The sequence below is a fragment of the Flexivirga aerilata genome (assembly GCF_013002715.1).
Taxonomy (GTDB): Bacteria; Actinomycetota; Actinomycetes; order Actinomycetales; family Dermatophilaceae; genus Flexivirga; species Flexivirga aerilata.
This window is the reverse complement of sequence record NZ_JABENB010000001.1, coordinates 2,215,387-2,238,604: the sequence shown is the minus strand read 5'-3', so window position 1 is coordinate 2,238,604 and position 23,218 is coordinate 2,215,387. Positions and strand designations below refer to the sequence as shown.

The 23,218-nt window shown below is 70.3% G+C and carries 20 protein-coding genes; 6 read left to right on the top strand and 14 right to left on the bottom strand.

What is annotated here, in order from left to right; all coding sequences use genetic code 11:
* The first annotated feature begins 145 nt into the window (after positions 1-145).
* On the top strand, positions 146-706 hold the full coding sequence (locus tag HJ588_RS10505; RefSeq protein ID WP_171154684.1) for a DUF4236 domain-containing protein: 561 nt from the start codon (positions 146-148) through the stop codon (positions 704-706).
* A gap of 222 nt (positions 707-928) precedes the next feature.
* On the opposite strand, the gene ffh is transcribed toward HJ588_RS10505, so the two are convergent.
* The 4 genes from ffh to HJ588_RS10485 all read right to left on the bottom strand — a co-directional run bounded on the left by ffh (position 929) and on the right by HJ588_RS10485 (position 7,001).
* Positions 929-2,530, bottom strand: a complete 1,602-nt coding sequence (gene ffh / locus HJ588_RS10500) for a signal recognition particle protein (RefSeq protein ID WP_171154682.1) — start codon at positions 2,528-2,530, stop codon at positions 929-931.
* 10 nt (positions 2,531-2,540) lie between these two features.
* Complete coding sequence (locus HJ588_RS10495; RefSeq protein ID WP_171154679.1) at positions 2,541-4,922, bottom strand: [protein-PII] uridylyltransferase; 2,382 nt, start codon at positions 4,920-4,922, stop codon at positions 2,541-2,543.
* A 343-nt stretch (positions 4,923-5,265) separates the two neighbouring features.
* Positions 5,266-5,604 carry a P-II family nitrogen regulator gene (locus HJ588_RS10490; protein ID WP_171154677.1) on the bottom strand — a complete coding sequence of 113 codons (339 nt, stop codon included), beginning with the start codon at positions 5,602-5,604 and terminating at the stop codon, positions 5,266-5,268.
* Positions 5,601-7,001 carry an ammonium transporter gene (locus tag HJ588_RS10485; protein ID WP_171154675.1) on the bottom strand — a complete coding sequence of 467 codons (1,401 nt, stop codon included), beginning with the start codon at positions 6,999-7,001 and terminating at the stop codon, positions 5,601-5,603. Before HJ588_RS10485 ends, HJ588_RS10490 begins: the two co-directional genes overlap by 4 nt.
* 138 nt (positions 7,002-7,139) lie before the next feature.
* Here HJ588_RS10485 and HJ588_RS10480 point away from each other — a divergent pair, with 138 nt between their 5' ends.
* Complete coding sequence (locus tag HJ588_RS10480; protein ID WP_171154672.1) at positions 7,140-8,030, top strand: oxygenase MpaB family protein; 891 nt, start codon at positions 7,140-7,142, stop codon at positions 8,028-8,030.
* A gap of 142 nt (positions 8,031-8,172) precedes the next feature.
* Here the strand turns inward: HJ588_RS10480 and ftsY are convergent, their stop codons facing one another.
* Positions 8,173-9,468 carry a signal recognition particle-docking protein FtsY gene (gene ftsY / locus HJ588_RS10475; protein ID WP_171155651.1) on the bottom strand — a complete coding sequence of 432 codons (1,296 nt, stop codon included), beginning with the start codon at positions 9,466-9,468 and terminating at the stop codon, positions 8,173-8,175.
* A 46-nt stretch (positions 9,469-9,514) separates the two neighbouring features.
* Positions 9,515-9,832, bottom strand: coding sequence for a hypothetical protein (locus HJ588_RS10470; protein WP_171154671.1), 318 nt, complete (start codon positions 9,830-9,832; stop codon positions 9,515-9,517).
* 130 nt (positions 9,833-9,962) lie between these two features.
* On the opposite strand from HJ588_RS10470, the gene HJ588_RS10465 reads away from it, so the two are divergent.
* From HJ588_RS10465 to HJ588_RS19010, 3 genes are all read left to right on the top strand, one after another.
* A complete protein-coding gene (locus tag HJ588_RS10465; protein ID WP_171154668.1) occupies positions 9,963-11,174 on the top strand; it encodes a serine hydrolase domain-containing protein in 1,212 nt (403 codons plus the stop codon).
* A gap of 239 nt (positions 11,175-11,413) precedes the next feature.
* Positions 11,414-11,953 (top strand): CGNR zinc finger domain-containing protein, encoded by a 540-nt coding sequence (locus HJ588_RS20010; protein WP_212755404.1) that lies wholly within the window; start codon positions 11,414-11,416, stop codon positions 11,951-11,953.
* A 29-nt stretch (positions 11,954-11,982) separates the two neighbouring features.
* Positions 11,983-12,423 carry a DUF4190 domain-containing protein gene (locus HJ588_RS19010; RefSeq protein ID WP_212755402.1) on the top strand — a complete coding sequence of 147 codons (441 nt, stop codon included), beginning with the start codon at positions 11,983-11,985 and terminating at the stop codon, positions 12,421-12,423.
* A 97-nt stretch (positions 12,424-12,520) separates the two neighbouring features.
* Here HJ588_RS19010 and HJ588_RS10450 read toward each other — a convergent pair whose 3' ends face one another.
* From HJ588_RS10450 to HJ588_RS10415, 8 genes are all read right to left on the bottom strand, one after another.
* The gene (locus tag HJ588_RS10450) at positions 12,521-12,967 is read right to left on the bottom strand and encodes a DUF2752 domain-containing protein (protein ID WP_171154666.1); all 447 of its coding nucleotides are present in this window, start codon (positions 12,965-12,967) and stop codon (positions 12,521-12,523) included.
* Between the two features lie 20 nt (positions 12,968-12,987).
* The gene (locus tag HJ588_RS10445) at positions 12,988-13,656 is read right to left on the bottom strand and encodes an FMN reductase (RefSeq protein WP_171154664.1); all 669 of its coding nucleotides are present in this window, start codon (positions 13,654-13,656) and stop codon (positions 12,988-12,990) included.
* Positions 13,653-14,819, bottom strand: coding sequence for an LLM class flavin-dependent oxidoreductase (locus HJ588_RS10440; protein ID WP_171154662.1), 1,167 nt, complete (start codon positions 14,817-14,819; stop codon positions 13,653-13,655). The genes HJ588_RS10445 and HJ588_RS10440 overlap by 4 nt, the downstream gene beginning before the upstream one ends.
* A gap of 884 nt (positions 14,820-15,703) precedes the next feature.
* Positions 15,704-19,366, bottom strand: a complete 3,663-nt coding sequence (smc, locus tag HJ588_RS10435; protein ID WP_171154660.1) for a chromosome segregation protein SMC — start codon at positions 19,364-19,366, stop codon at positions 15,704-15,706.
* A gap of 65 nt (positions 19,367-19,431) precedes the next feature.
* Positions 19,432-20,859, bottom strand: a complete 1,428-nt coding sequence (locus HJ588_RS10430; RefSeq protein ID WP_171154658.1) for a M1 family aminopeptidase — start codon at positions 20,857-20,859, stop codon at positions 19,432-19,434.
* Between the two features lie 26 nt (positions 20,860-20,885).
* A complete protein-coding gene (locus HJ588_RS10425; protein WP_171154656.1) occupies positions 20,886-21,368 on the bottom strand; it encodes a GNAT family N-acetyltransferase in 483 nt (160 codons plus the stop codon).
* A complete protein-coding gene (gene map, locus HJ588_RS10420; RefSeq protein WP_171154653.1) occupies positions 21,365-22,138 on the bottom strand; it encodes a type I methionyl aminopeptidase in 774 nt (257 codons plus the stop codon). The genes HJ588_RS10425 and map overlap by 4 nt, the downstream gene beginning before the upstream one ends.
* Before the next feature lie 47 nt (positions 22,139-22,185).
* Positions 22,186-22,506 (bottom strand): hypothetical protein, encoded by a 321-nt coding sequence (locus HJ588_RS10415; protein ID WP_171154651.1) that lies wholly within the window; start codon positions 22,504-22,506, stop codon positions 22,186-22,188.
* A gap of 101 nt (positions 22,507-22,607) precedes the next feature.
* Here HJ588_RS10415 and HJ588_RS10410 point away from each other — a divergent pair, with 101 nt between their 5' ends.
* Positions 22,608-23,210 carry a flavin reductase gene (locus HJ588_RS10410; RefSeq protein ID WP_171154649.1) on the top strand — a complete coding sequence of 201 codons (603 nt, stop codon included), beginning with the start codon at positions 22,608-22,610 and terminating at the stop codon, positions 23,208-23,210.
* Positions 23,211-23,218 lie beyond the last annotated feature (8 nt).

Below are 23,218 nucleotides of genomic sequence, written 5' to 3'. Positions count from 1 at the left end.
ATACTCGCCCACGTCATGGCCGATCAGGGGAAGCAGGCGGGTGACACGGCCGAGCAACCCGTCCCATCGCAGATCGTCAGCAGACAGCCGTCAAGTGGGATAGCTTGCGGAGCAGCGCCGTGGTCGATGTGCCTCAGGGGGAGTCATGGTTTCCTTCCGAAAGTCCAAGAAGGTCGGGCCGTTCCGCCTCACGGCGAGCAAGAGCGGTCTGAGCGTAAGTGCTGGCGCTGGCCCTGTCCGGATCACTCGTCGAACTGACGGCAAGATCCAACGAACGATTCGGGTCCCGGGCACGGGCGTCTCCGACACCAGAGTGATCAGCGGGCCAACAATCGCCGCGTCTTCACAACGCAACAACAACTCGGACGGCGCACGCGCATCGCAAAGCAGCGTGGCGCCGATCAGGCCGAAATCCCTTCCCACACTGAATGGTTACGGGATCATCGTGGACTTTGACGGGCGGACATTGACGGCCCGTGCGACGAATGCGATTTCAGCACGGGCCCTCCTCGGCGCGGCGCACGAGAATCGGACCCTGACGGTCCGGCGCAAGGACATAACATCGGTGCGCTACCGCGCGTCAACAGCACTGGTTAACGGGCTCATCGAGGTCCGCACTGCGGCTGGCACGTCGTTTCAATTGCACTTCCTGCACCGGCAGGGAGAACAGCGCTGGGCCGACCTCGCAGGCATGCTCAGCGGGTGACTTCGCGCGGCGACCCGCAACGAGGTTGCCTCCGGCGCAATCAGGTTGCGCATCGCGGAGCCCTCGACCTTCGCTTCGCCGACACCGCCCGACACGACCGCGTCAGTTCGCGCGGCGACCCGCAACGAGGTTGCGTCCGCCGCAACCAGGTTGCGCATCGCGGAGCACTCGACATTCGCTCCGGCGACACCGCCCGGCACGACCGGGCGGGCGGCCCCGCCCTCAGTCCTTCTTCGCGTCCGGGCCGAGGAACTTCTCAAACCCCTTGGGCAGCTTGAGGTTGGAGAAGTCCTGCTCCTCCTCGGCCCCGAACGCGTTGCCCATCGCCTTCTCCCGCGCGGCCGACGCCTTCTGCGCGGCGGCCTGCTCCTGCTGGGCGCGCTTGGCGGGGTTGCCGCTCTTGCCCTTCTTCTTCTGCTGCACCTTGCCGCGCTTGGGTGCGGCGCCTCCCGGCATACCGGGCATCCCCGGCATACCTCCACCGCCGCGGCGCATCTGGCGCATCATCTTCTGCGCCTGGCCGAAGCGCTCCAGCAACTGGTTGACCTCGGAGACCGTGACACCCGAACCGCGGGCGATGCGCGCCCGGCGCGAGCCGTTGATCTGCTTGGGGTGGGTGCGCTCGAAGGGCGTCATCGAGTGGACCATCGCCTCGACCCGGTCGAACTCGCGCTCGTCCAGGTTGTTCAGCTGGTCCTTCATGCCCGACATGCCGGGCATCATCCCCATGAGCGCCTTCAAGTTGCCCATCTTCTTGATGGCCGACATCTGCTGGAGGAAGTCGTTGAAGGTGAAGTCCTCCTCCTCCATGAACTTGCGGGCCATCTCCTGGGCCTGCCGCCGGTCGAAGGCCTTCTCGGCCTGCTCGATCAGCGTGAGCACGTCACCCATGTCGAGGATCCGCGACGCCATCCGGTCGGGGTGGAAGACCTCGATGTCCTTGGTCTGCTCACCGACCGAGGAGAACATGATCGGCCGCCCGGTGACCGACGCAACCGACAGCGCGGCACCACCGCGGGCGTCACCGTCGAGCTTGGAGAGCACGACACCGGTGAAGTCGACGCCCTTCTGGAAGGCCAGCGCGGTCTCGATCGCGGCCTGACCGATCATCGCGTCGATGACGAACAGCACCTCGTCGGGCTGGATCGCCTCACGGATGTCGGCGGCCTGCTGCATGAGGTTCTCGTCGACCGCGAGACGGCCGGCGGTGTCGACGATGACCACGTCGTACTGCCGCACCTTCGCCTGCCCGACACCGGCCTGCGCGACCCACACCGGGTCACCGTAGGACTGGGTGCCCTCCTCGGTCCCCGCGTCGTGGCCGCCCTCGTTGCCGCGCTCCGGCGCAAAGCACGGCACACCGGCGCGCTCGGCGACGACCTCGAGCTGCCGCACCGCGTTGGGCCGCTGCAGGTCGGCCGCGACCAGCACCGGGAAGTGACCCTTGTCGCGCAGGAAGCGCGCCAGCTTGCCGGCGAAGGTCGTCTTACCCGAACCCTGCAGACCGGCGAGCATGATCACGGTCGGCGGCCGCTTGGCCAGCTGGAGCTCGCGGGTCTGGCCACCGAGGATCTCGATGAGCTCCTCGTTGACGATCTTGACGACCTGCTGCCCGGGGTTGAGCGCGGCGCTGACCTCGGCGCCGAGCGCCCGCTCCCGGATCCGGCCGGTGAACTCGCGCACCACAGGGGTCGCGACGTCGGCGTCGATCAACGCCATCCGGATGTCCCGGATGGTGGAGTTGATGTCGGACTCCGACAGGCGGCCCTTGCCCCGGAGGTTCTTGAAGGTCGACGTCAGGCGGTCGGACAGCGAATTGAACACGCCTGCAAGGTTAACCCGGCGACCGGGTCGCTCCGTCACACGCGTCGATCAGCGCGGCGATCACCTGCGCGACCTGCGGCGGCGCCACCGGCCGGTCACCCGCAGCAGTGACGTAGAAGGTGTCGAGGGTCTGCCCGGCATACGTCGCGACGTGCGCCGATCGCACGGCGAGCGAGTGCCGCGCGAACGTGATGCCGATCTCGCGCAACAGACCAGGGCGATCCTGCGCACGCACCTCGATCACGGTCGCCTGCTCCGACGCACCGGGTATGACGGTGGCCCGCGTCGGCGGCGCACCCACGTCAGGCGCGCTGCGCCGTCGCCGCTCGAGCGCGCGCAACGGATTGCGGTCGCCTCCCGCCAGTTGCACCAGCCCGCGCTGCACCTCCTCGGCGTGCGGCAGGTCGCCGGCCGGGGCCTCGACGTCCCAGGTGTTGATCGCGACGTCGTCGACGGTGCGCACCCGCGCGGTCCGCACCACGAGTCCGTGCGCCGCGAGCAGCCCCGCCGAGTCGGCGAACAACCCGAGCCGGTCGCGGTCGGCGATCTCGACCCGCGCCCCGCTCGGCGTCGGCTCGACCGTGACGTGCGGGTTGCCCATCGCCAGGTCGCGCAGCAGCTCGGGCGGGAGCTGCTCGCCATACGCCGTGTCGTGGAAGGGGTCGGCGGGTGCCGGCATCCGCCGGCCGGCGAGCGCCCGCCTGCCCTGCGCGGTGAGTTCGTCGATCAGACCGACCCGCCAACTCGTCCAGGCCTTTGGGCCGGCCGAGATCGCGTCGGCCTCGGTGAGGGCGCGGAGCAGGTCCAGCACGTCGGGGCGCTCCTCGACGGCGCCGACGAGCGCGGCCACGGTGCGCGGGTCGTGCGGGTCGCGCCGGGTCGCGAGGTCGACCAGCGTGAGGTGTTCGCGCACGAGAAGCTCGACCACGTCGATGTCGTCGGCGTGAAAACCCATGCGCCGCAACATGTTTGCCGCGACCGGCGCACCCTCGACGGCGTGGTCGTGCACGCCGGCGATCTTGCCGATGTCGTGCAGCAACGCCGCCATCAGCAGCAGGTCCGGTCGCTCGACGTCACCGCGCAGGCGGCATGCCTCGACCACTGACTCCACGATGTGCCGGTCGACCGTATGACGGTGCACCGCGTTGCGCTGTGGGCGACTGCGCACGGCGCCCCACTCGGGCAGCCACCGACCGATCACTCCCGCCTGGTCGAGCGTCTCCCAGACGTGCACCAGCCCCGGCCCGGTCGCGAGCAGATCGACGAACGCGTCGCGGATCTCCGCCGGCCACGGCATCGGCAGCGACTGCAGCTCACCGGACAGGTTGGCGACGGTCGTCGGCGCGAGCGGAAGCCCGCGCCGGGCCGCGAGCCGGGCCGCCCGCAGCAACAGCAGCGGGGAGCCGAGCCCGGTCGACTTGGGGCCGAGCACGACCTCGCCGTCGTGCTCGTAGAGGCCGTAACCGAGCGGTGACAGCACCGGCCGGCGCGGGCCGACCCGCAGGGTGCGGGCGCGCTGCGACTGGCCGGCACGGCGCATCGTGCCGTCCAGCGCGAAGGAGATCGTGCGTGCCGCCTGCACCACGCCGGTGAGCAGCGCGTCCGAATCCGGTTGTCCGAGAAGGGCGGCCACCGCGTCCTGGTCCTCGCGGCCGAGTCGGTCCCGCCCGCGCCCGGTGACCACGTGCAGCGCGTCGCGCACGTCCAGCAACTCGCCATACGCCCGGTCGACGGCACCGTGCGGCCGGTCGGTGAGCCACGCCGCGGTGAGCGCGCGCAGCACCGCCATGTCGCGCAGCCCTCCCCCGCCCTCCTTGAGGTCCGGCTCGATCTCGCTCATCAGGTCGCCGTGCCGCTCGTGCCGCACCCGGAGGCTGTCGAGCAGTTCGGGCAGCCGTTTGCGGGCGTTGGCGCGCCAGTCGTGGGCGATGCTCTGCCGCACCCCGGCGACGAGCACGTCGTCGCCGGCGAGCAGGTCGAGGTCGAGCATGCCGACCGCGGCCGCGAGGTCGCCGGACGCCACGGCGCGGCACTCGCCGAGGGTGCGCACGCTGTGGTCGAGCCGCACGCCGGCGTCCCAGAGCGGATACCAGATGCGGTCGGCCAGCTCGGTGACGTCCGACCCGGAGAGCGAGCGGCCGTCGTGCACCAGCACCAGGTCGTAGTCCGAGAGCGGGCCGCCGTCGCCCCGGGCGAGGCTGCCGACCGCGGCGAGCGCGACCCCCTCGGTGCGGTTGCCGAGCGGTGCGGTCGCCTTCGCCCACAACTGCCCCAACCACGCCTTGTTGTATGCCGTGAGCCGCTCCCGCCGGGCCGCGCCCGCGCCCCGTTTGGTGAAATCGCGCGTGCCGGCCAGCCCGAGACGCTCCTGGTCGACCGCCGCAATCGTCATACCCCGCAACCCCTTTCGTGTGGCCCAACTGCTGATCGAGTAGCTACCCCTGCTGATCGAGTAGCCCCGCATGGTGATCGAGTAGCGGCGAGGAACGAGCCGCGTATCGAGCTCACCGCCGCAGGTTTCGATACGCTCCTCCGCTGCGCTCCCCCGCTACTCAACCAGCGAGGCCCCGCTGATCGAGTGCCCACCCCTGGTGATCGAGTAGCGGCGAGGGACGAGCCGCGTATCGAGATCACCGCCCCAGGTTTCGATACGCTCCTCCGCTTCGCTCCCCCGCTACTCAACCAGCGAGGCCCCGCTGATCGAGTAGCGGCGAGGAACGAGCCGCGTATCGAGATCACAACGCCGTGGCGCCGTGCTCCCCGGTGCGCACCCGCACCACGTCGTCGACCGGCATGGTCCACACCTTGCCGTCGCCGATCCGCCCGGTCTGCGCGGACTTGACCAGCACGTCGACCACGCTGGCCGCGTCCATGTCCTCCACGATGACCTCGATGCGCACCTTCGGCACGAAGTCCACGGTGTATTCGGCGCCGCGGTAGACCTCGCTGTGCCCACGCTGGCGGCCGTAACCGCTGGCCTCGCTCACCGTCATACCGGTGATGCCGTAGGCCTCGAGAGCCTCCTTGACGTCGTCCAGCTTGAACGGCTTGATGATCGCGGTGACGAGTTTCATGCCTTGACCTTCCCGTGCGTTTCGTCGTGGTGGCGCGCGTCGGGCTCGTGCGCGCCGCGGTGCTGACCCATGCGGCTGCCGCCGAAGAGGTTGCCGAAGTCGTAGCCGGTCTCGGCGTGCTCGGCCTGGTCGATGCCGGACACCTCGTCCTCGTCGGTGGTGCGGAAGCCGATCGTCTTGTCGAGCACGAAGCCGATCGCGTAGGTCACCACGAAGGAGAAGACCATGACGAAGAACGCCGCACCGGCCTGCACCCCGAGTTGCAGGAAGCCACCACCGTAGAAGAGGCCTTCCTGGGTGTCGGCGCCGGTCGGGCTGCCCTTGCTGGCCAGCAGGCCGATCAGCAGGGTGCCGACGAGGCCGCCGACCAGGTGCACGCCGACAACGTCGAGGCTGTCGTCGAAGCCGAGCTTGAACTTCAGGCCGACCGCGAGGGCACACACCGCACCGGCCACGGCGCCGACGACCAGCGCACCGATCGGGGTGACGACCGCGCAGGCCGGGGTGATCGCGACCAGGCCGGCGACCACGCCGGACGCGGCACCGAGGGAGGTGAAGTGCCCGTCGCGCAGCTTCTCAACCAGCAGCCAGCCGATCATCGCGGCGGAGGTCGCGGCGAGGGTGTTGATCCAGGCGCCGGCGGCGAGCGCGTTGGCGCCGAGCGCCGAGCCGGCGTTGAAGCCGAACCAGCCGAACCACAGGATGCCGGCGCCGAGCATCACCAGCGTCAGGTTGTGCGGGCGCATCGGGTCCCGCCCGAAGCCGATCCGCTTGCCGAGCACCAGGGCCAGCGCGAGGCCGGCGGCGCCGGCGTTGATGTGGATGGCGGTCCCGCCCGCGAAGTCGTAGGCGCCGTGACCATTGAGGAAGAAGCCGCCGTTGGCGATCCAGCCGCCCGTGTTGGCGGCGAAGCCGTCGAACGCGAAAACCCAGTGAGCAGCCGGGAAGTAGACGATGGTCGCCCAGATGACCGTGAAGATCGTCCAGGTGGTGAACTTCGCCCGGTCGGCGATCGCGCCGCTGATCAGCGCGACCGCGATGATCGCGAACACCACCTGGAAGGCCGCGAACGCGGCGCCGGGGATCGTGCCGTAGGTCGCGTCGAGCACGCCGTGCAGCCCGAAGTGATCGAACGGGTTGCCGATCCAGCCGCCGGTGCTGTCGGCACCGAAGGTCTCGCTGTAGCCCCAGAGGATCCAGACGATCCCGATGGTGCCCATGCTGATGAAGCTCATCATCATCATGTTGAGCACGCTCTTGGTGCGCACCATGCCGCCGTAGAACAACGCCAGCCCGGGCGTCATGAAGAGCACCAGGGCCGCAGCGGCGAGCACCCAGGCGGTGTCGCCGGTGTTCGGCTCGGGTGGGGTGGCCATCGCCAGTGAAGTAACGCTCATGGCCAAACACTCTGCGCCCGTGCGGTTTCGGCGGTGTCGCACGTTGTGTTACGAGCATGTTGCAAGCGCGGCCGAGCGGTTAACGGTTCATTACCTGGGCCGGAGGTCTCGTCATACGAGACGCGCATAATGGTGCGTATGACGCCGCTCCGCACCCTGCACGACACGGTGCGCCACCGGGCGGCGCTCGAGTTGCGGCAGCGGGTCGCCGGCGAGGACGCGCAGCGCCGCGCTGACGGGATCTGGGGCAAACGCGGCGAGCGGTGGTTCACCCCGACCGACCCGATCTGGCGGGTGCACCTGGACGCGTCGATGTTCGTCGGCGGCATCCGGGCGCTGCTGCTGCAGTCGCTGCACCCGCTCGCGATGGCCGGCGTCGACCAGCACTCCAGCTACCGCGACGACCCGTGGGGCCGCCTGCAGCAGACCAGCAACTTCATCTCCACCACGACGTTCGGCACGATCCCGGACGCCGAGCGGCTGCTCGCCAGGGTGCGCGGCATCCACCGGCGGGTGCACGGCGAGTTGGACGGTGTGCCCTATCGCGCCGACGACCCGGCGCTGCTGGCCTGGGTGCACGCCGCGGAGGCCGACAGCTTCCTCACCTGCTTCCGGGCGTTCGGGGGCGGCACCCTCACCGATGCCGAGGCCGACCGCTATGTCGCGCAGATCGGGTCGGTGTCGAGCCGGCTCGGGTTCGTCGGCGCCCCGACCTCGGTGGCCGAACTGCGCGCGACGCTCGCGTCATACCGCCCGCAGTTGCGGGCGACCCCGGCGGCACGCGCGGCGTTGCGGTTCATCGTGTTCGAGCCGCCGCTGCCGCTCGCGGCGCGGCCGGGCTATCTCAGCCTGGTGGCGGGGGCGATCGGCACCCTGCCCGGTTACGCCCGCCGGATGCTCGGCGTGCACCTGCCACCCGGCGGCGCGCTCGCGCTGCGCGGCACCGGCGCGTTCGGCGCCGGCGCGGTGCGCTGGATGCTGTCCGACCCGCAGGTCCAGCGCGACCGCCGCGTCACCACCGCTGGTTGAGTAGGCGGTCCGAGCTGGTTGAGTAGGCGGCGCCGGCGAGCTTGCTCGCCGGCGCCGCCGTATCGAAACCAGCGAGCCGTATCGAAACCCGCTCCGGCCGCGGTATCGAAACCCGCGATCAGGCCGCCATACCGAAAAGAGCTCAGTCCAGCACCGCGTCCACGAACGCCTTCGGGTCGAACGGCGCCAGGTCGTCCGGGCCCTCTCCGAGTCCGACGAGCTTGACCGGCACCCCGAGCTCGCGCTGCACCAGCACCACGATGCCGCCCTTGGCGGTGCCGTCGAGCTTGGTGAGCGCGACGCCGGTGATGTCGACCGCCTGGGCGAAGATCTCGGCCTGGCGCATGCCGTTCTGGCCGGTGGTCGCGTCGAGCACCAGCAGGCACTCGTCGATCGGGCTCTGCTTCTCGATGACCCGCTTGACCTTGGCCAGCTCGTCCATCAGCCCGACCTTGTTGTGCAACCGGCCGGCGGTGTCGACGATGACCACGTCGACCTCGCCGTCCTGGCCCTCCTTGACCGCGTCGAACGCGACGGCCGCGGGGTCGGCGCCCTCCTTGTCGGAGCGCACGGTCGGCACGCCGACGCGTCCGCCCCAGGTCTCGAGCTGGTCGGCGGCGGCCGCGCGGAAGGTGTCGGCGGCGCCGAGCACGACGTCCTTGTCCTCGGCGACCAGCACGCGGGCGAGCTTGCCGACCGTGGTGGTCTTGCCGGTGCCGTTGACGCCGACGACCATGACGACGGCCGGCCGGTCGCCCACGCGGGACGCGGCGATGCGGCGGTCCATGTCGGGGTTGACCTGGGCCAGCAGCTCCTCGTGCAGCCACTGCTCCAGCTGCTCCGCGCTCGGCGAACCCTCAACCTGCACTCGACGTTTCAGGCCGTCGACGATCTCGGTGGTGGCCTCGACGCCGAGGTCCGCCCCGAGCAGGGTGTCCTCGACCTCCTCCCAGACCGCATCGTCCAGCTTGTCGCCGGAGAGCACCGTGAGCAGGCCCTTGCCCATCGCACTGTTGGAGCGGGCCAGCCGCGAGCGCAGCTTGGTCATCCGACCGCGGGCCGACTCCGGACGCTCGACCTCCGGCTCGGCAGGTGCCGGCGCCGGGGCGGCCGGCGGCGCAGTGGTCTCGACGGTGTCCGCCGGGGTGGGCTCGACCGGCGGGGTCTCGGGTTCGACGACCGGCGGCTCCGGCTCGCGCTCCGCAGGCTTCGGCGGCGCGGGCGTGCTGCCCTTGCTGGTGTCGATCGTGGCGGTCGAACTCGGCCGGTAGGTGTTGGCCGTGCGGGTCTTCGCCTCACGCGCCGGCGGTGGCGGGGTGACCGGCGGGGCCGCCTTGCGACCGCGACCTCGCACCAGGCCGACGACGAGTCCGAGACCGCCGAGCACGACGACGGTTATGACGAGAAGGATCTCCCAGAGCGCATCCACGCCCCACATCATGACAAACCTCACCGACGATGGCGGTCGGTGAGGGTCCGGCGCGTCAGCTGGCGGCCTGCTCGCTGTTCTTCTCGGCGCCGGCCTGCTTCTGGGCGGTGGCAGCGGGCACGCCGTCCGTGGCCGTGGCGTTGGCTGCGTTCTTCCCGGTGTCCCTGCCGGTGTCCTTGGCGGTGCGCTCGGCGACGGCCCGCTTGGCGCCCTTGGCGACCTTGTCGGTGCGGTCGGCGACCGAGTTGACCATCCGCTCCCCGCGTTCGGTCAGCACCTGCCGCCCCTCGCGGCGCGCGGGGACGGCGACGAGGCCGACGACGACGGAGGCGAGCGCGACACAGACGACCAGCGCGAGAATCAGCCACAGCATGCGCCAATTGTGCGCTGTCGGAGCTGCAAATCCCAGTATGCGCGGGCCATGAGCCCCCTGTGTCGTGCAACTGTCATGCAATGTTCACCCTGCGCCGTCCGCGGGCGGGTCGGTGGCACACTTCCGGAGCATGACGATCGATGCATCCAGCCCGACCGGCATCGCCTCCGACCGGCTGCGCCGGATCGACGATCACCTGAGCGCCTATGTCGACGACGGGCGGCTCGCCGGTTGGCATGTGCGGGTGTCGAAGGGCGGCGCCGTCATACACGACGCGATGCTGGGACAGCGTGATCGCGAGGCCGGCCTGCCGATCACGGCGGACACGCTCTACCGGATCTACTCGATGACCAAACCGGTGACCTCGGTCGCGGCGATGATGCTCTACGAGCGGGCCGAGCTGTCGCTGAACGACCCGGTGAGCACGTTCATTCCGTCCTTCGCCGACCTGCAGGTGTATGTCGGGGGTCCCGCGGCCAAGCCGGTCACCCGGCCGGCGACCGAGCCCATGCGGGTCAAGCACCTGCTCACCCACACCTCCGGGCTAACCTACGGCTTCCACCGGGTGCACGTCACCGACGAGGTCATGCGCCTCGCCGGTCAGGAGTTCGGGCCGCCCGCCGGCATGGACCTGGCGGCCGCGTGCGACAGCTGGGCGGCGATGCCGTTGCGCTTCGACCCGGGCAGCTGCTGGAACTACGGGGTGTCCACCGACGTGCTCGGCCGGGTGGTCGAGGTCGTCTCCGGGCGCAGTCTGGACGACTTCTTCGCGGCGGAGATCACCGGCCCGCTCGGCATGCGCGACACCGCCTTTCAGGCCGTCGACCCCGATCGCCTGGCGGCGCTCTACGCGCTCAGCCCCGACGGCGCGGTGCGCTTCGACGCGTTCGGCAAGGCGGCGCTGCAGAAGCCGCACATGCTGTCCGGCGGCGGCGGGCTCGTGTCGTCGATGGACGACTACTGGCGTTTCACCGAGATGCTGCGCCGCGGCGGCGAGCTCGACGGTGTGCGACTGCTCTCCGATCGCACGGTGCGCTTCATGGCGAGCAACCACCTGCCCGGAGGGGCCGACCTGGAGGAGTTCGGCATCCCGCTGTATGCCGAAACTCCCTTCAGCGGCGTCGGATTCGGTCTCGGCTTCTCCGTCACCACTGATCCGCAGGCGACCGGCATCGCGAGCTCGGTCGGCGAATACGGCTGGGGCGGGCTGGCATCCACCTACTTCTGGGTCGACCCGGTCGAGGACCTGACGGCGATCCTGATGACCCAGCTGATGCCGTCCAGCGCCTATCCGGTGCGCCAGGAGCTCAAGCAGCTCGTCTACGGCGCGCTGGCCGACTGACCAGTCCCAAGCTCAATCCCCAACGGTCCCAATGTTTTCGCCGCCGCGGTGCACCTGCCAGGCGCCGCACACGCACTGCCGGTAGCACAGGACGCCTTCGCTCGTGCTGTGCCGTGATCGCGTGACCCAGCCGTGCCGGTGGGGCGCGGCCGCGGGCGGCGGAAGCCGCCGTTCCGTTGTGGGGACTGGACTTTCGGCGAGGACTGTCGTCATACGCACGAGCCTGGTGTAATGGCATTGTGCATATCAACCCTTACGGCGAGGAGCCGACGCTGCTCGCCGTCGCTCTGCTTAACGACCGTCCGGCGACGGTTCGGGCGCTGCAGGCACGGTGCGACGCCGCCGGCGTGGTGCACCGCCCGGGCGCGAAGCGCGCGGATCTGGCCTCGCTCGATCGTTACCTGGACGACATCGACCGGCTGATCGACACCGCTGAGGCATCCGACCGGGTGCGGCTGCTGAACGAATTGCTGGCTCGGCATACGGCCCATCCGCGGGTGACCGACCACGCCGGCGACGGCTTCCACCTGCACTATCGAGATGCCGAAATGTCATACGCCGCAATGCTTTCGGCGCTGCTGACGATGGGTCTGACGGTGCACCTCGTGCAGCGCGGCATGCACCGGCTCTCCCGGTGTGCGCTGCCCGAGTGCGGCAACGCGTTCGCCGACACCACCAGGAACGGCCGGCAGCGCTACTGCTCCCCCGCATGTGCCAACCGCGACGCCGTCCGGCGGCATCGTTCGCGGCACCGCGCGCCAGCCTCGGAAGTCGGTTAGGGTCGCCCCAACACGAGGGAAGGAATCAGATGAGCAATTACCCGAACGACCCGAACCAGCCGGGCGGCTACGGTGAGCAGAAGCCGGGTGACCAGCCGCAGTACGGCCAGAGCCAGCCGGGTCAGTACGGCGCGCCGCAGTATGGCGCCCCGCAGGGCGACTACCCGCCGGCCGGCGGCGGTTACGGCGGTGGCCAGCCCGCTCCGGGTGGTTACAGCGGCGTGCCGCAGGAGCACAAGCAGTCCACGCTGATCCTCATCCTGGGCATCCTCAGCATCCCGTGCTGTGGCCTCCTGACCGGCATCCCGGCGATCATCATGGGCCGCAACGCCCTCCAGCAGATCGACGCCTCGGGCGGCGCGATCGGCGGCCGCGGCAAGGTGCAGGCCGGCTACATCTGCGGCATCGTCGGCACGGTGCTGTCGATCGTCGGCATCATCCTGCGGTTCACGGTGCTGGCGAACAACTAGGCGACAGCGCTAGACGCTCGACAACGCGGAAGGGGACGGCCGGTGGCCGCCCCCTTCCCCGTATGGGCGCTTTCCCGCGCCGCAGCCGCCGGGCGTCTCAACCCTGGTAGAGCCAGCTGCCCCAGGGCGTCCATCGGTAGACGGTGAAGACGATCATCGCGACGCCGAAGATCAGCAGCGGCATACGCCCCGCCGGCAGCAGCGCGGCTTCGGCGTCGCCCTTCCAGCGGCGGACGAACCAGCGCGCGATCAGCACTGCGCCGGCAACCAGGATGAAGACCGCGGCCGCATTGCTGAGCAGCGCCGCGGAGAGGTTGCCGTGTGTCAGGTCGTTCATCGCGCGCAGGCCACCGCAGAGCGGGCACGGTGCGCCGGTGACGGTGAGGAACGGGCAGTAGCCGTAGGACCCGGAACCGTGCGGATCGTGGATCCGCAGCAGTACCAACGCCGCCACGCCGCCGACCGCCCCCAGCAACGGGCCGCGCACCCGGTCGGCCCGTGAGGGCTGCCGAGTGCGCGGTGCGGCAAGGTCCGGGGTGGTCATGCGGCCAGCCTAATGTGCGGTCAGCCGGAGTGTCCGTCCAGCAGCTTCGCGAACGGCGTGACCTGTGCGGGCACGTGCACTCCAGAGTCCCGCTGCTTGGTGTCGGCAGAGTTGGGGGTGAAACCGCCGACCGAGCCGCCACCGTCGGTGACGAGTTGTCCGGCCAGCTCGTCGGCGGCGCGTCCGATGCGCGCGCTGAGCTGCTGCCCGTCGGCGCCGCCACCGAAGTCCTCGGTCGCGGCGAAGACGCCGGTCGGCATCACGACCGCGCGCAGGTGGGTCAGCAGCGGGCGCAGCGCGTGGTCCAGCACCATCGAGTGCCGCGGGGTGCCCGCGGTCGCGGCGATGACGACCGGCATGCCGTTCAGCGCGTCCGGGTCCAGGGCGTCGAAGAACATCTTGAAGACGCCGCTGTAGCTCGCCGCGAAGACCGGCGTGACGACGATCATCCCGTCGGCGGCCGACACCTGCTCGCGGGCCTCGTTGAGGCGGCTGGTCGGCATACCAGCTGTTGCCATCATGGTCGCGAGGTCGACTGCCAGCTCTCGCAGTTCGATGACCTGTATGTCGAGCGCCTCGCCGCGCGCGGTCACCTCCGCGGCGACCGCGCCGGAGATCTGGTCAGCCAGCAGCCGGGTGCTGCTGGGCTGACTCAGACCGGCGGTCACGACCACGAGTTTGCGGGTCATGCCGACACCTCGGCGTTCTCGGCGTTCTTGGCGTCGTCGGCCTGCTCCAGGCCGGCGGTCGCGTTGATGACCTTCAGGTGCGGCGAGTCCGGGCCCTGCGCCAGCAGGGAGCTGTGCGTGGGCGGGTCGCTCGGCACGTGCGCCGGACGGCGCGCCTCGAACTCGCGACGCAGCACCGGCACGACCTCCTTGCCGAGGATCTCGATCTGCTCCAGCACCTGCTCCAGCGGCAGACCAGCGTGGTCGACCAGGAACAGCTGACGCTGGTAGTCACCCACGTAGTCGGCGAAGCCGAGCGTGCGCTCGATGACCTGCTCGGGAGTGCCGACGGTCAGCGGGGTGTCGCGGGTGAAGCTCTCGAGCGACGGGCCGTGTCCGTAGACCGGGGCGTTGTCGAAGTAGGGCCGGAAGCGGCGTACGGCCTCCTTCTCGGTGTCGGCCATGAAGATCTGGCCGCCGAGCCCGACGATCGCCTGGTCGGCGGCGCCATGTCCGTAGTGCTCGAAGCGCTGGCGGTAGAGCTTCACCATCGCCTCGGTGTGCTCCTTGTTCCAGAAGATGTGGTTGTGGAAGAAGCCGTCGCCGTAGAAGGCGGCCTGCTCGGCGATCTCCGGGCTGCGGATCGAGCCGTGCCACACGAACGGCGGCACCCCGTCGAGTGGTGCGGGCGTCGAGGTGTAGCCGTGCAGCGGGGTGCGGAACTCGCCCTCCCAGTCCACGACCTTCTCGCGCCAGAGGCGACGCAGCAGGTGGTAGTTCTCGACCGCGAGCGGGATGCCCTTGCGGATGTCCTTGCCGAACCACGGGTAGACCGGACCGGTGTTGCCGCGACCCATCATCAGGTCGACGCGGCCGCCGGCGAGGTGCTGCAGCATCGCGAAGTCCTCGGCGATCTTCACCGGGTCGTTGGTCGTGATCAGCGTGGTGGAGGTGGACAGCGTGAGGTTTTCGGTCTGCGCGGCGATGTAGCCGAGCATCGTGGTCGGCGACGAGGGCACGAACGGCGGGTTGTGGTGCTCGCCGCTGGCGAAGACGTCCAGGCCGACTTCCTCGGCCTTCTTGGCGATCGCCACCATCGACTGCACGCGCTCGGCCTCGGTCGGTGTGCGTCCGTTGGTCGGGTCCGTCGTGACGTCGCCGACGCTGAACAGTCCGAACTGCATTGTCTAACTCACTCCCCTATGTCTCAAATTTTAACTAACTGAGCGGTGTAACGGGGTGGGGTGCGGGGTTATTCCGGCGGGTGCCGGCGGCATGCGCGCGGGCGGCGGCGGCGTGCACAAGTCGCGACGGTCGCGGCGTACGCACGCCCAACCCGCTCTGCGCGTGCACAAGTCGCGACGGTCGCGGGTTACGCACGCGGACTCGGCGAGCAGGCGCCGGTCTCGTAAGCGATGGTGACGTCAGCCGCACCACCACTTACGAGATGCGCGCACGCGTGCACAAGTCGCGACGATCGCGGGGTGCGCACGCGAAACGGGCCGCACGCGTGCAGAAGTCGCGACGATCGCAGGGTGCGCACGCGGACTCGGCGAGCAGGCGCCGGTCTCGTAAGCGATGGTGACGTCAGCCGCACCACCACTTACGAGATGCGCGCGGGCGTGCACAAGTCGCGACAGTCGCGGGGTGCGCACGCGAAACGGGGCGCAGGCGTGCACACGTCGCGACAATCGCGGCCTACGCACGCGAAACCAGCCGCAGGCGTGCACACGTCGCAACAGTCGCGGCGTACGCACGCGAAACCAGCCGCAGGCGTGCACACGTCGCAACGATCGCGGCGTACGCACGCGAAACCAGCCGCAGGCGTGCACACGTCGCAACGATCGCGGCCTACGCACGCGAAACCAGCCGCAGGCGTGCACAAGTCGCGACGGTCGCGGCGTACGCACGCGAAACCCGCCGCAGGCGTGCACAAGTCGCAACGGTCGCGGCGTACGCACGCGAAACCCGCCGCAGGCGTGCACAAGTCGCAACAGTCGCGGGTTACGCACGCCGCGCTACCGGGATGCCGGCGACGTCGCGCTACCGCCCCCGGCGCGGCGCGGGCTCAGCTCATCGACGAGAGTGCGGCGATCCCGTGGTCGACCGGCTGGTCCTCCGCCCGGTGGCCCTCGGTCGCGCTGCCGGTGGTCTCCACCTTGAGCTCGCCGCCGGGCGAGACGTCCTTGATGCGCTGCGACACGACCGTGGTGACGCCGTCGCCGCGCATGCTCACGCCATACAGCGCGTCGGCGACCTCCATGGTGCGCTTCTGGTGGGTGATCACGATCAGCTGGCTGGAGTCGCGCAACTCCTCGAAGAGCGTGATGAGCCGGCCGAGGTTGGCATCGTCGAGCGCCGCCTCGACCTCGTCCATGATGTAGAACGGGCTCGGCCGGGCCTTGAAGATCGCGACCAGCAGCGCCACCGCGACCAGTGACCGCTCGCCACCGGACAGCAGTGACAGCCGCTTGATCTTCTTGCCCGGCGGACGCGCTTCGACCTCGATGCCGGTGGTCAGCATGTTGCCGGGCTCGGTGAGCGTGATGCGCCCGTCGCCGCCAGGGAACAGCCGGCTGAAGACACCCTCGAATTCCCTTGCGGTGTCGTGGAATGCGTCGCTGAACGCCTCCTCGACCCGCTTGTCGACCTCGGCGACGATGTCGAGCAGGTCCTGCTTGGACTTCTTCAGGTCCTCCAGCTGCTCGGTGAGGAACTTGTGCCGCTCCTCCAGCGCCGCGAACTCCTCCAGTGCCAGCGGGTTGACCCGCCCGAGCTGGCTCAGCTTGCGCTCGGCCGAACGCAGCCGCTTCTCCTGGACGTCGCGCACGAAGGGCACCGGCTCCGGCAGGTTGTCCGGGTCGTCGTCGGGGCCGGGCACGTGCGGCACCAGCTGGTGCGGACCGAATTCCTCGACGAGCACGTCGGGTTCGATGCCGTGCTCCTCGACGGCCTTGGTCTGCAGGTTCTCGATCCGCAGCCGCTGCTGGGCCCGCGCGACCTCGTCCCGGTGCACGGTGTCGGTAAGTTCGCGCAGCTCGTCGCCGATCGCGCTGACCTTCTCGCGCTCGCCGCGCAGCATCCGGTCGGTCTCGCCCTTGATCCGCTCCGCCTCGGCGCGCCGCTCGGCGGCGGTCTCCAGCAGACGCGCGACGACGGCCCCGGCGTGCCCCGCTCCGGCCTGTACGGCGGCAGCCACCTTCGCGTCCCGCGCCCGGCGTTCGCGCCGGGCTCGCGCCCGCTCACGAGCCTCGATCTCCGAACGCGCAGCAGCCTCAAGCGATTTCACCCGGTCGGCAAGTGACCGTGCACGCTCCTCGCGAGTGCGTAGACCGAGCCGCTCCTCGGTCTCGGCACTACGCGCCGCGGCGGCTTCGGCGGCGAGCCGGTCGCGTTCGTCGGTGGTCGGCTCCTCCTCGCCGGGCTCCTCGTGCGCCGCGGCCAGCCGCTGCTCGAGGTCGGCCAGCTCGGCACGGCCGGCGGTGAGCTGCTCCTCGGCGGCGGTCTGCGCGGCCTGCAACCGCTCCCGCTCCGAGCGGGCACCGCGGATCACCTGACCGAGCTGGCTCAGCTGCTCGGCGACTGCGTTCATGCGGGCGTCGGACTCATTGAGCCGCTCGAGCGCCTCGTCCACGACCGCGCTGAGCTCGACCATCTGGGTGCGGGCCTGCTCGCCGGCGAACTGCGCCTGCTGCCGCCGGTGGGTCGCGCGCTCGACCTGCTCCTTCGTCTCGTCGTATGCCGACTGGATCTCGAGCAGGCTGGGCGCCGACGCGGAGCCCCCGCGTGCGAAGCCCGCGGCATACACATCGCCCTCGGGGGTGACTGCGATCACCCGATCGTGGCCGCCTGCAACGGTTTTCGCGATGTCGAGCGAGTCGACCAGGGCGACCCGGTCGAGCAGTTGGTCGACTGCGGGCCGCACGTCGTCCGGCGCCGTGACGACGCTGCGCGCCCAGCGGGCGCCGTCGGGAAGTGCCGGCCAGTCGCCGTCGGCTTCCGGGCGCGCGGTCGCGCCGACGAGCAGCCCGGCCCGACCGGCGTCGTCAGCACGCAGCGTTTCCACCGATCGGGCGGCGTCGTCGAGCGTGTCGACCACGATCGCGTCGGCAGCCCAGCCGAGGGCCGCGGCGATCGCCGCCTCGTGGCCGGTCTCGACCGTCACCAGCTCCGAGACCGAGCCGCGCACACCCGCGCGGTCGTCGCGGCCGAGCAGGTGCGCGGCGCCATCCTTGCGCCGCAGGCTGAGCTCAAGCGCCTCCAGCCGCGCCTGGTGACCGGTGCGTTCGCGCTCGGCGGTCTGCTCGGCCTCCCGGGCCTCGTCGAAGGTCTGCTTGACCGCGTCGAGCCGGCCCTGCGCCGCCTCGTATGCCGCGTCGAGATCCTCCTCGCCGGCCTCGTCGTCGGCGATGGTCGCCTCGAGCGCGGCAAACTCCTTCTCGGCCCGCGCGGAACGCTCGGCGATCTCGGTGCTGCTGGTGGCGAGCCGGCCCAGCTCGGACTCCCCCGCCTCGATGCGGCTGCGCCGGGCGGCGACCTGCCCCTCGAGCTTGGCCAGGCCCTCGCGCCGGTCGGCCGCGGCCCGGGCGAGCTTGGTCAGCCGCTGTTGCTCGGCCTGGTGCGCCTGCTCCAGGTCCGCACGCCGGGTGGTCGCCTGCTCCAGCGCGACCTTGGCCGAGGCGATCTGCGACTGCAGCTGATCGTGCTCGTCGCGCACCCGCGATGCCTGTTCCTGCAGCTGCTCCGGGCTGCGGCCCGAGCGCGACTCCTCGTGCTCGTCGTCCTCGCTGAGCAGCCGCACGCGCTCGGCGGCGAGACTGGCCGTCGCCTCAATGCGCTCCCCCAGCGACGACAGCGCGAACCACTGCTCCTGCGCCTTGGTGAGCGCGGGCGCGGCCGCGGCGGCCTCGGCCTCCAGCTGGTCGAGCCGCTGCTTGGCGGCCGCGAGCGACTGCTCGACCGACTTCTGCCGCTCCAGCAGCGCCGTCTCGTCGGCGACCTCCTGCTCCAGCGTGCTCGTCAGCTGCGCCAGGTCGTCGGCGAGCAGCCGCAGCCGGGCGTCGCGCACATCGGCCTGGATCGTCGCCGCCTTGCGGGCGGTCTCGGCCTGCCGGCCGAGCGGACCGAGCTGACGGCGGATCTCGGTGGTGAGGTCGGTGACGCGGGCGAGGTTGCCCTCCATCGCGTCGAGCTTGCGGATCGCCCGCTCCTTGCGCTTGCGGTGCTTGAGCACACCGGCGGCTTCCTCGATGAAGCCGCGCCGCTCCTCCGGCGTCGCGCGCAGCACGGCGTCGAGCTGCCCCTGCCCGACGATGACGTGCATCTCCCGGCCGATGCCGGAGTCGCTCAGCAACTCCTGGATGTCGAGCAGCCGGCACGACGTGCCGTTGATCGCATATTCGGAGCCGCCGCCCTTGAACATCGTGCGGCTGATCGTCACCTCGGTGTAGTCGATCGGCAGCGCCCCGTCGGAGTTGTCGATCGTGAGCGTCACCTCGGCGCGTCCGAGCGGCGCGCGCCCCGGCGTGCCCGCGAAGATGACGTCCTCCATCTTGCCGCCGCGCAGGCTCTTGGCCCCCTGCTCGCCCATCACCCACGCGAGCGCGTCGACGACGTTGGACTTGCCGGAGCCGTTGGGGCCGACGATGCAGGTGATGCCGGGCTCGAGCTTCATCGAGGTCGCCGAGGCGAAGGACTTGAAGCCCTTCAGGGTCAGGCTCTTGACGTACACGAGCGGGCGGACTCCTAGGCGAGGGCAGGGCGGACGATCCCGGCCACTCTACTTGTGCGGACGGCTTACCTGAGGTAGGTCGACCAGAAGGTGGCGAGGCTGCGGCCTGCGGCGCGTTCGGCCTCGGCCTTGAACTGGCCGAGGCTGACATTGCCGTAGCGGTGGCCGGTCGCGAGCCCTCGGAGGAAGGCGTTGAACGCCGTCGTCCCGAGTTGCTGCCGCAGCCGGCCCATCACGGCCGGTGCCCGCGTGTAGGACTGGATGCCGGCGTTGCCGACCTCGTATCCCGGCCCCGGGTTGACGATCGACCGGCCCGACCAGGTGGTGGCGCCATACCGCGCGAGCATGGTGGAGGTGATGCTGACGTAGTCCCACTCCATGAGCGTGGCGATGCCCTCGTGGATGAAGCCGACCTCCGACCAGCGCGACGCGGTGGCACTGTTGCCGAACCACATGTGCGCGTTCTCGTGGCTGATCAGGCGGCGGATCGAGGTGTCGGGCTTGTCCCGGAAGTAGTCGAGGGTGAAGGTCGGCGCGCCGAGCGTCTCCTGCGCGAGGGCTGCCGTGCTGCCGTCGACGACCCGCCCGCCGACGGCGTCGAACGGGTAGGCGCCGAACCACGAGGCGTAGTTGCCGAGCGCCTTCGGGGTGACCTCGGCGAGCAGCCGGAACGCGCGGTCCCGGACGGTGGTGCTCGCACCGGCGGCCACGGCATACGTGTAAGGCAGGGACCGTCCCCCGATGCTCACCGTGCCCTTCCGCACCGTGTAGCGCCCGATCGTGATGCCCGGCGCGTATGTCGTAACCGGCTGCGACACAACACTTTTCGCGGTGACCGTGGCGTTCGCGACCGAGCTCGTCGACGGCCCGCTGAGCAGCACGGTGTTGACCGATTGGCTCGCGACGCTGATCGAGTAGGTCGCCTTGTTGGTGAGCCGGTCGTTGCAGGCGTGCCAGTAGACCCCGACCGTCGGCTCGCCGACGAAGGTGATGCCGCCGTCCGGCGTCGTCATCACGCCGGTGTTGCCGAGGTAGCCGGGGGTGCGCGGGTGGGCGGCGTAGACCTTGGCCGGATAGCCGGTGTGTTCGACGACGATCGTGAGGGCCTGCCCGGCGGTCACCGTGCCGAAGCCGGAGACGACGTACTTGCGCAGGCTGCGCACGGCGTTGCCGGTGCCGCGGGCGAACGACGCCCTCCGGCCGTTGACGGTCACCGCCGTCACGTTCAGTGCGTAGTCGATCTCGAGGGAGCTCGTCGTGGAGCGCACCGTGCCCGACATGATCGTGCGGCCCCACATCGCACCCGACGCCGAGCTGTAGCCCAGCTTGACGTCGTAGTGGGCGACCGCATATCGCGTGTCCCCGTATTCGGGGTAGTACGGGTCGTAGCCGGCAACCGCGGCGTGCGCCGATTGCGGCCAGATCAGGGTGCCGACGGCGGTGGCCCCCACCCCGGTCAGGAGCGTGCGACGTGTGCAGGTGTGCGGCGACATGGCGCCAGTCTGCTGCCAGCCACCCGTCAGGATGTGGTCAAGGGCAGCTTCATTCCGGCATGGCTGTGGGTGAAGCCGAGCGACTCGTAGAACCGGATGGCGTCGGGGCGGCGCAGATCGCTGGTCAGCTCGACCAGCGCGGCGCCGCGGTCGCGCGCCCGCCCCATGGCGTAGCCGAAGAAGGCCCGCCCGGCGCCGCGTCCGCGCAACGATCTCGCGACCCGCACCGCCTCGATGTGTGCGCGGAGCGCGCCGCCGCGGGCCAGCCCCGGCAGGAAACTCAGCTGCAGCGTGCCGACCACGGCGTCGTGCTCGTCCAGCAGCACCAGCAACTCGTGAGCCGGGTCGGCATCGACTGCGGCAAAGGCGTTTTCGTATGCCGCGAGGTCACTCGACTCGCGCGTGCTGCCGATCGGGTCGTCCGTAAGGAGCTCGACGATGGCCGGCACCTGCTCGCGGGTCGCCTCGGCGACGCGCAACCCCGGCTGCCCGGGGAGGTCCTGCGTCATACGGCTGCGCGATCGGTGAAGACGATCGGGTCGCCCTCGGTGATCGCAATGGTGTGCTCGGAGTGCGCGCCGCGCGACCCGTCGGCCGAGCGCAGCGTCCAGCCGTCCTTGTCGGTGTAGATCTCGTCGGTGCCGCGCATGAACCACGGCTCGATCGCGATCACCAGGCCCGGCTGCAGCTTCAGCCCGCGCCCGGCGCGCCCGTCGTTGGCCACGTGCGGGTCGCCGTGCATGGTGCGGCCGACGCCGTGCCCGCCGAACTGCGTGTTGACCCGGTAGCCCTCGCCGTGCGCGACCTGCGCGATCGTCGCCGAGATGTCTCCGATCTTGTTGCCCGGGCGGGCCACCTCGATCGCCGCCGCGAGCGCGCGCTCGGTGGTGTCGATGACCCGCTGGTCCTCCGGGTCCGGCGTGCCCACGATCACCGACAACGCCGAGTCGGAGACCCAACCGTCAATGCTGGCAGCGAAATCCACCGACAGCAGGTCGCCGTCGCGCAACGTGTAGTCGTGCGGCAGGCCGTGCAGCACCGCGTCGTTGACGCTGGTGCAGAGCACCTTGCCGAAGGGGCTCGCGCCGAAGCTCGGGTGATAGTCGATGTAGCAGGACTCGCCGCCGGCATCCTTGATCATCCGGTGCGCGAGAGCGTCCAGGTCGAGCAGGTTGACGCCGACGTCGGCCGCCTCGCGCAGGGCGGTCAGCACCGACGCGACGAAGCGTCCGGCCGGTTTCATCGCCTCGACTTCGGCGGGGGTCTTGAGTTCGATCACCAGCACACCGTATGACGGGAGCCGCGCACCGGCACCCGCGCGTCACGTCAGGACGCGGCCGACAGCGCCAGGAACGCGCACCCGGTGAAGGCCGCGCCGAGCACCGGCCACACGAACACCACGCCCCCGCGGGAGGAAGCGGCGACGATGCCGGCCCAGGTGACGACGCAGGACGCGATCAGCAGGAGCAGCACACCGACGAGCAGGCCCTGTGAGCCCGCGCCCATCGCCACGCCCAGGTAGGCGAAGAAGCCGAGGAAGAGATCGAAGAGAGTCAGCAGACCGCCGGCGATGATCGCAAACACCTGGTCGACGACGTTCGGGCCGCGGCGGGCGGGCGAGGACGGGCTGCCGGTCAGATTGCTCATGTCGTGGCTCATGGTCTCAAGTTCAGCCGTCCGGCGGCTGCGGCGGATGCGTGAAGTCGCCCCGATCACCTGAGTAGTTCCACCCGTAGTTCAATCGGAGCGTGCATTTCTACCGCCCGAGCGAAGGCCACCGACTCCCCCACGACCCGTTCAACGCGATCGTCGCGCCGCGGCCGATCGGCTGGATCGGCACGCTGGACGCGCAGGGCCGGCGCAACCTGGCGCCATACTCCTTCTTCAACGCGCTGCACTACCGGCCGCCGCTCGTCGGGTTCTCCAGCAACGGCTGGAAGGGCACCGTCCAAAACTGTGAGGCGACAAGGGAATTCACCTGGAACCTCGTCACGCGCGAGCTCGCCCCGGTGATGAACGCGACCTCGACCACGCACGACGTCGACGAGTTCGAGGAGGCCGGCATCGAGGCGGCGCCGTCGAGCGAGATCAGCGCTCCGCGGGTGGCCGCGTCACCGGTCAACTTCGAGTGCAAGGTCACCCAGATCGTGCCGCTGAAGTCGGCGGAGGGGCAGGACGTCGGCAGCTGGTTCGTGGTCGGCGAGGTCGTCGGCATCCACATCGACGAGCGCCTGCTCGACGACGGCATCTTCGACACCCTCGCCGCGGACCCGCTGCTGCGCGCCGGCGGCCCGACCACCTACTACGGCATCACCGGTGACACCCGGCTGGACCTGCGCCGCCCCGAATGAACGCCCTC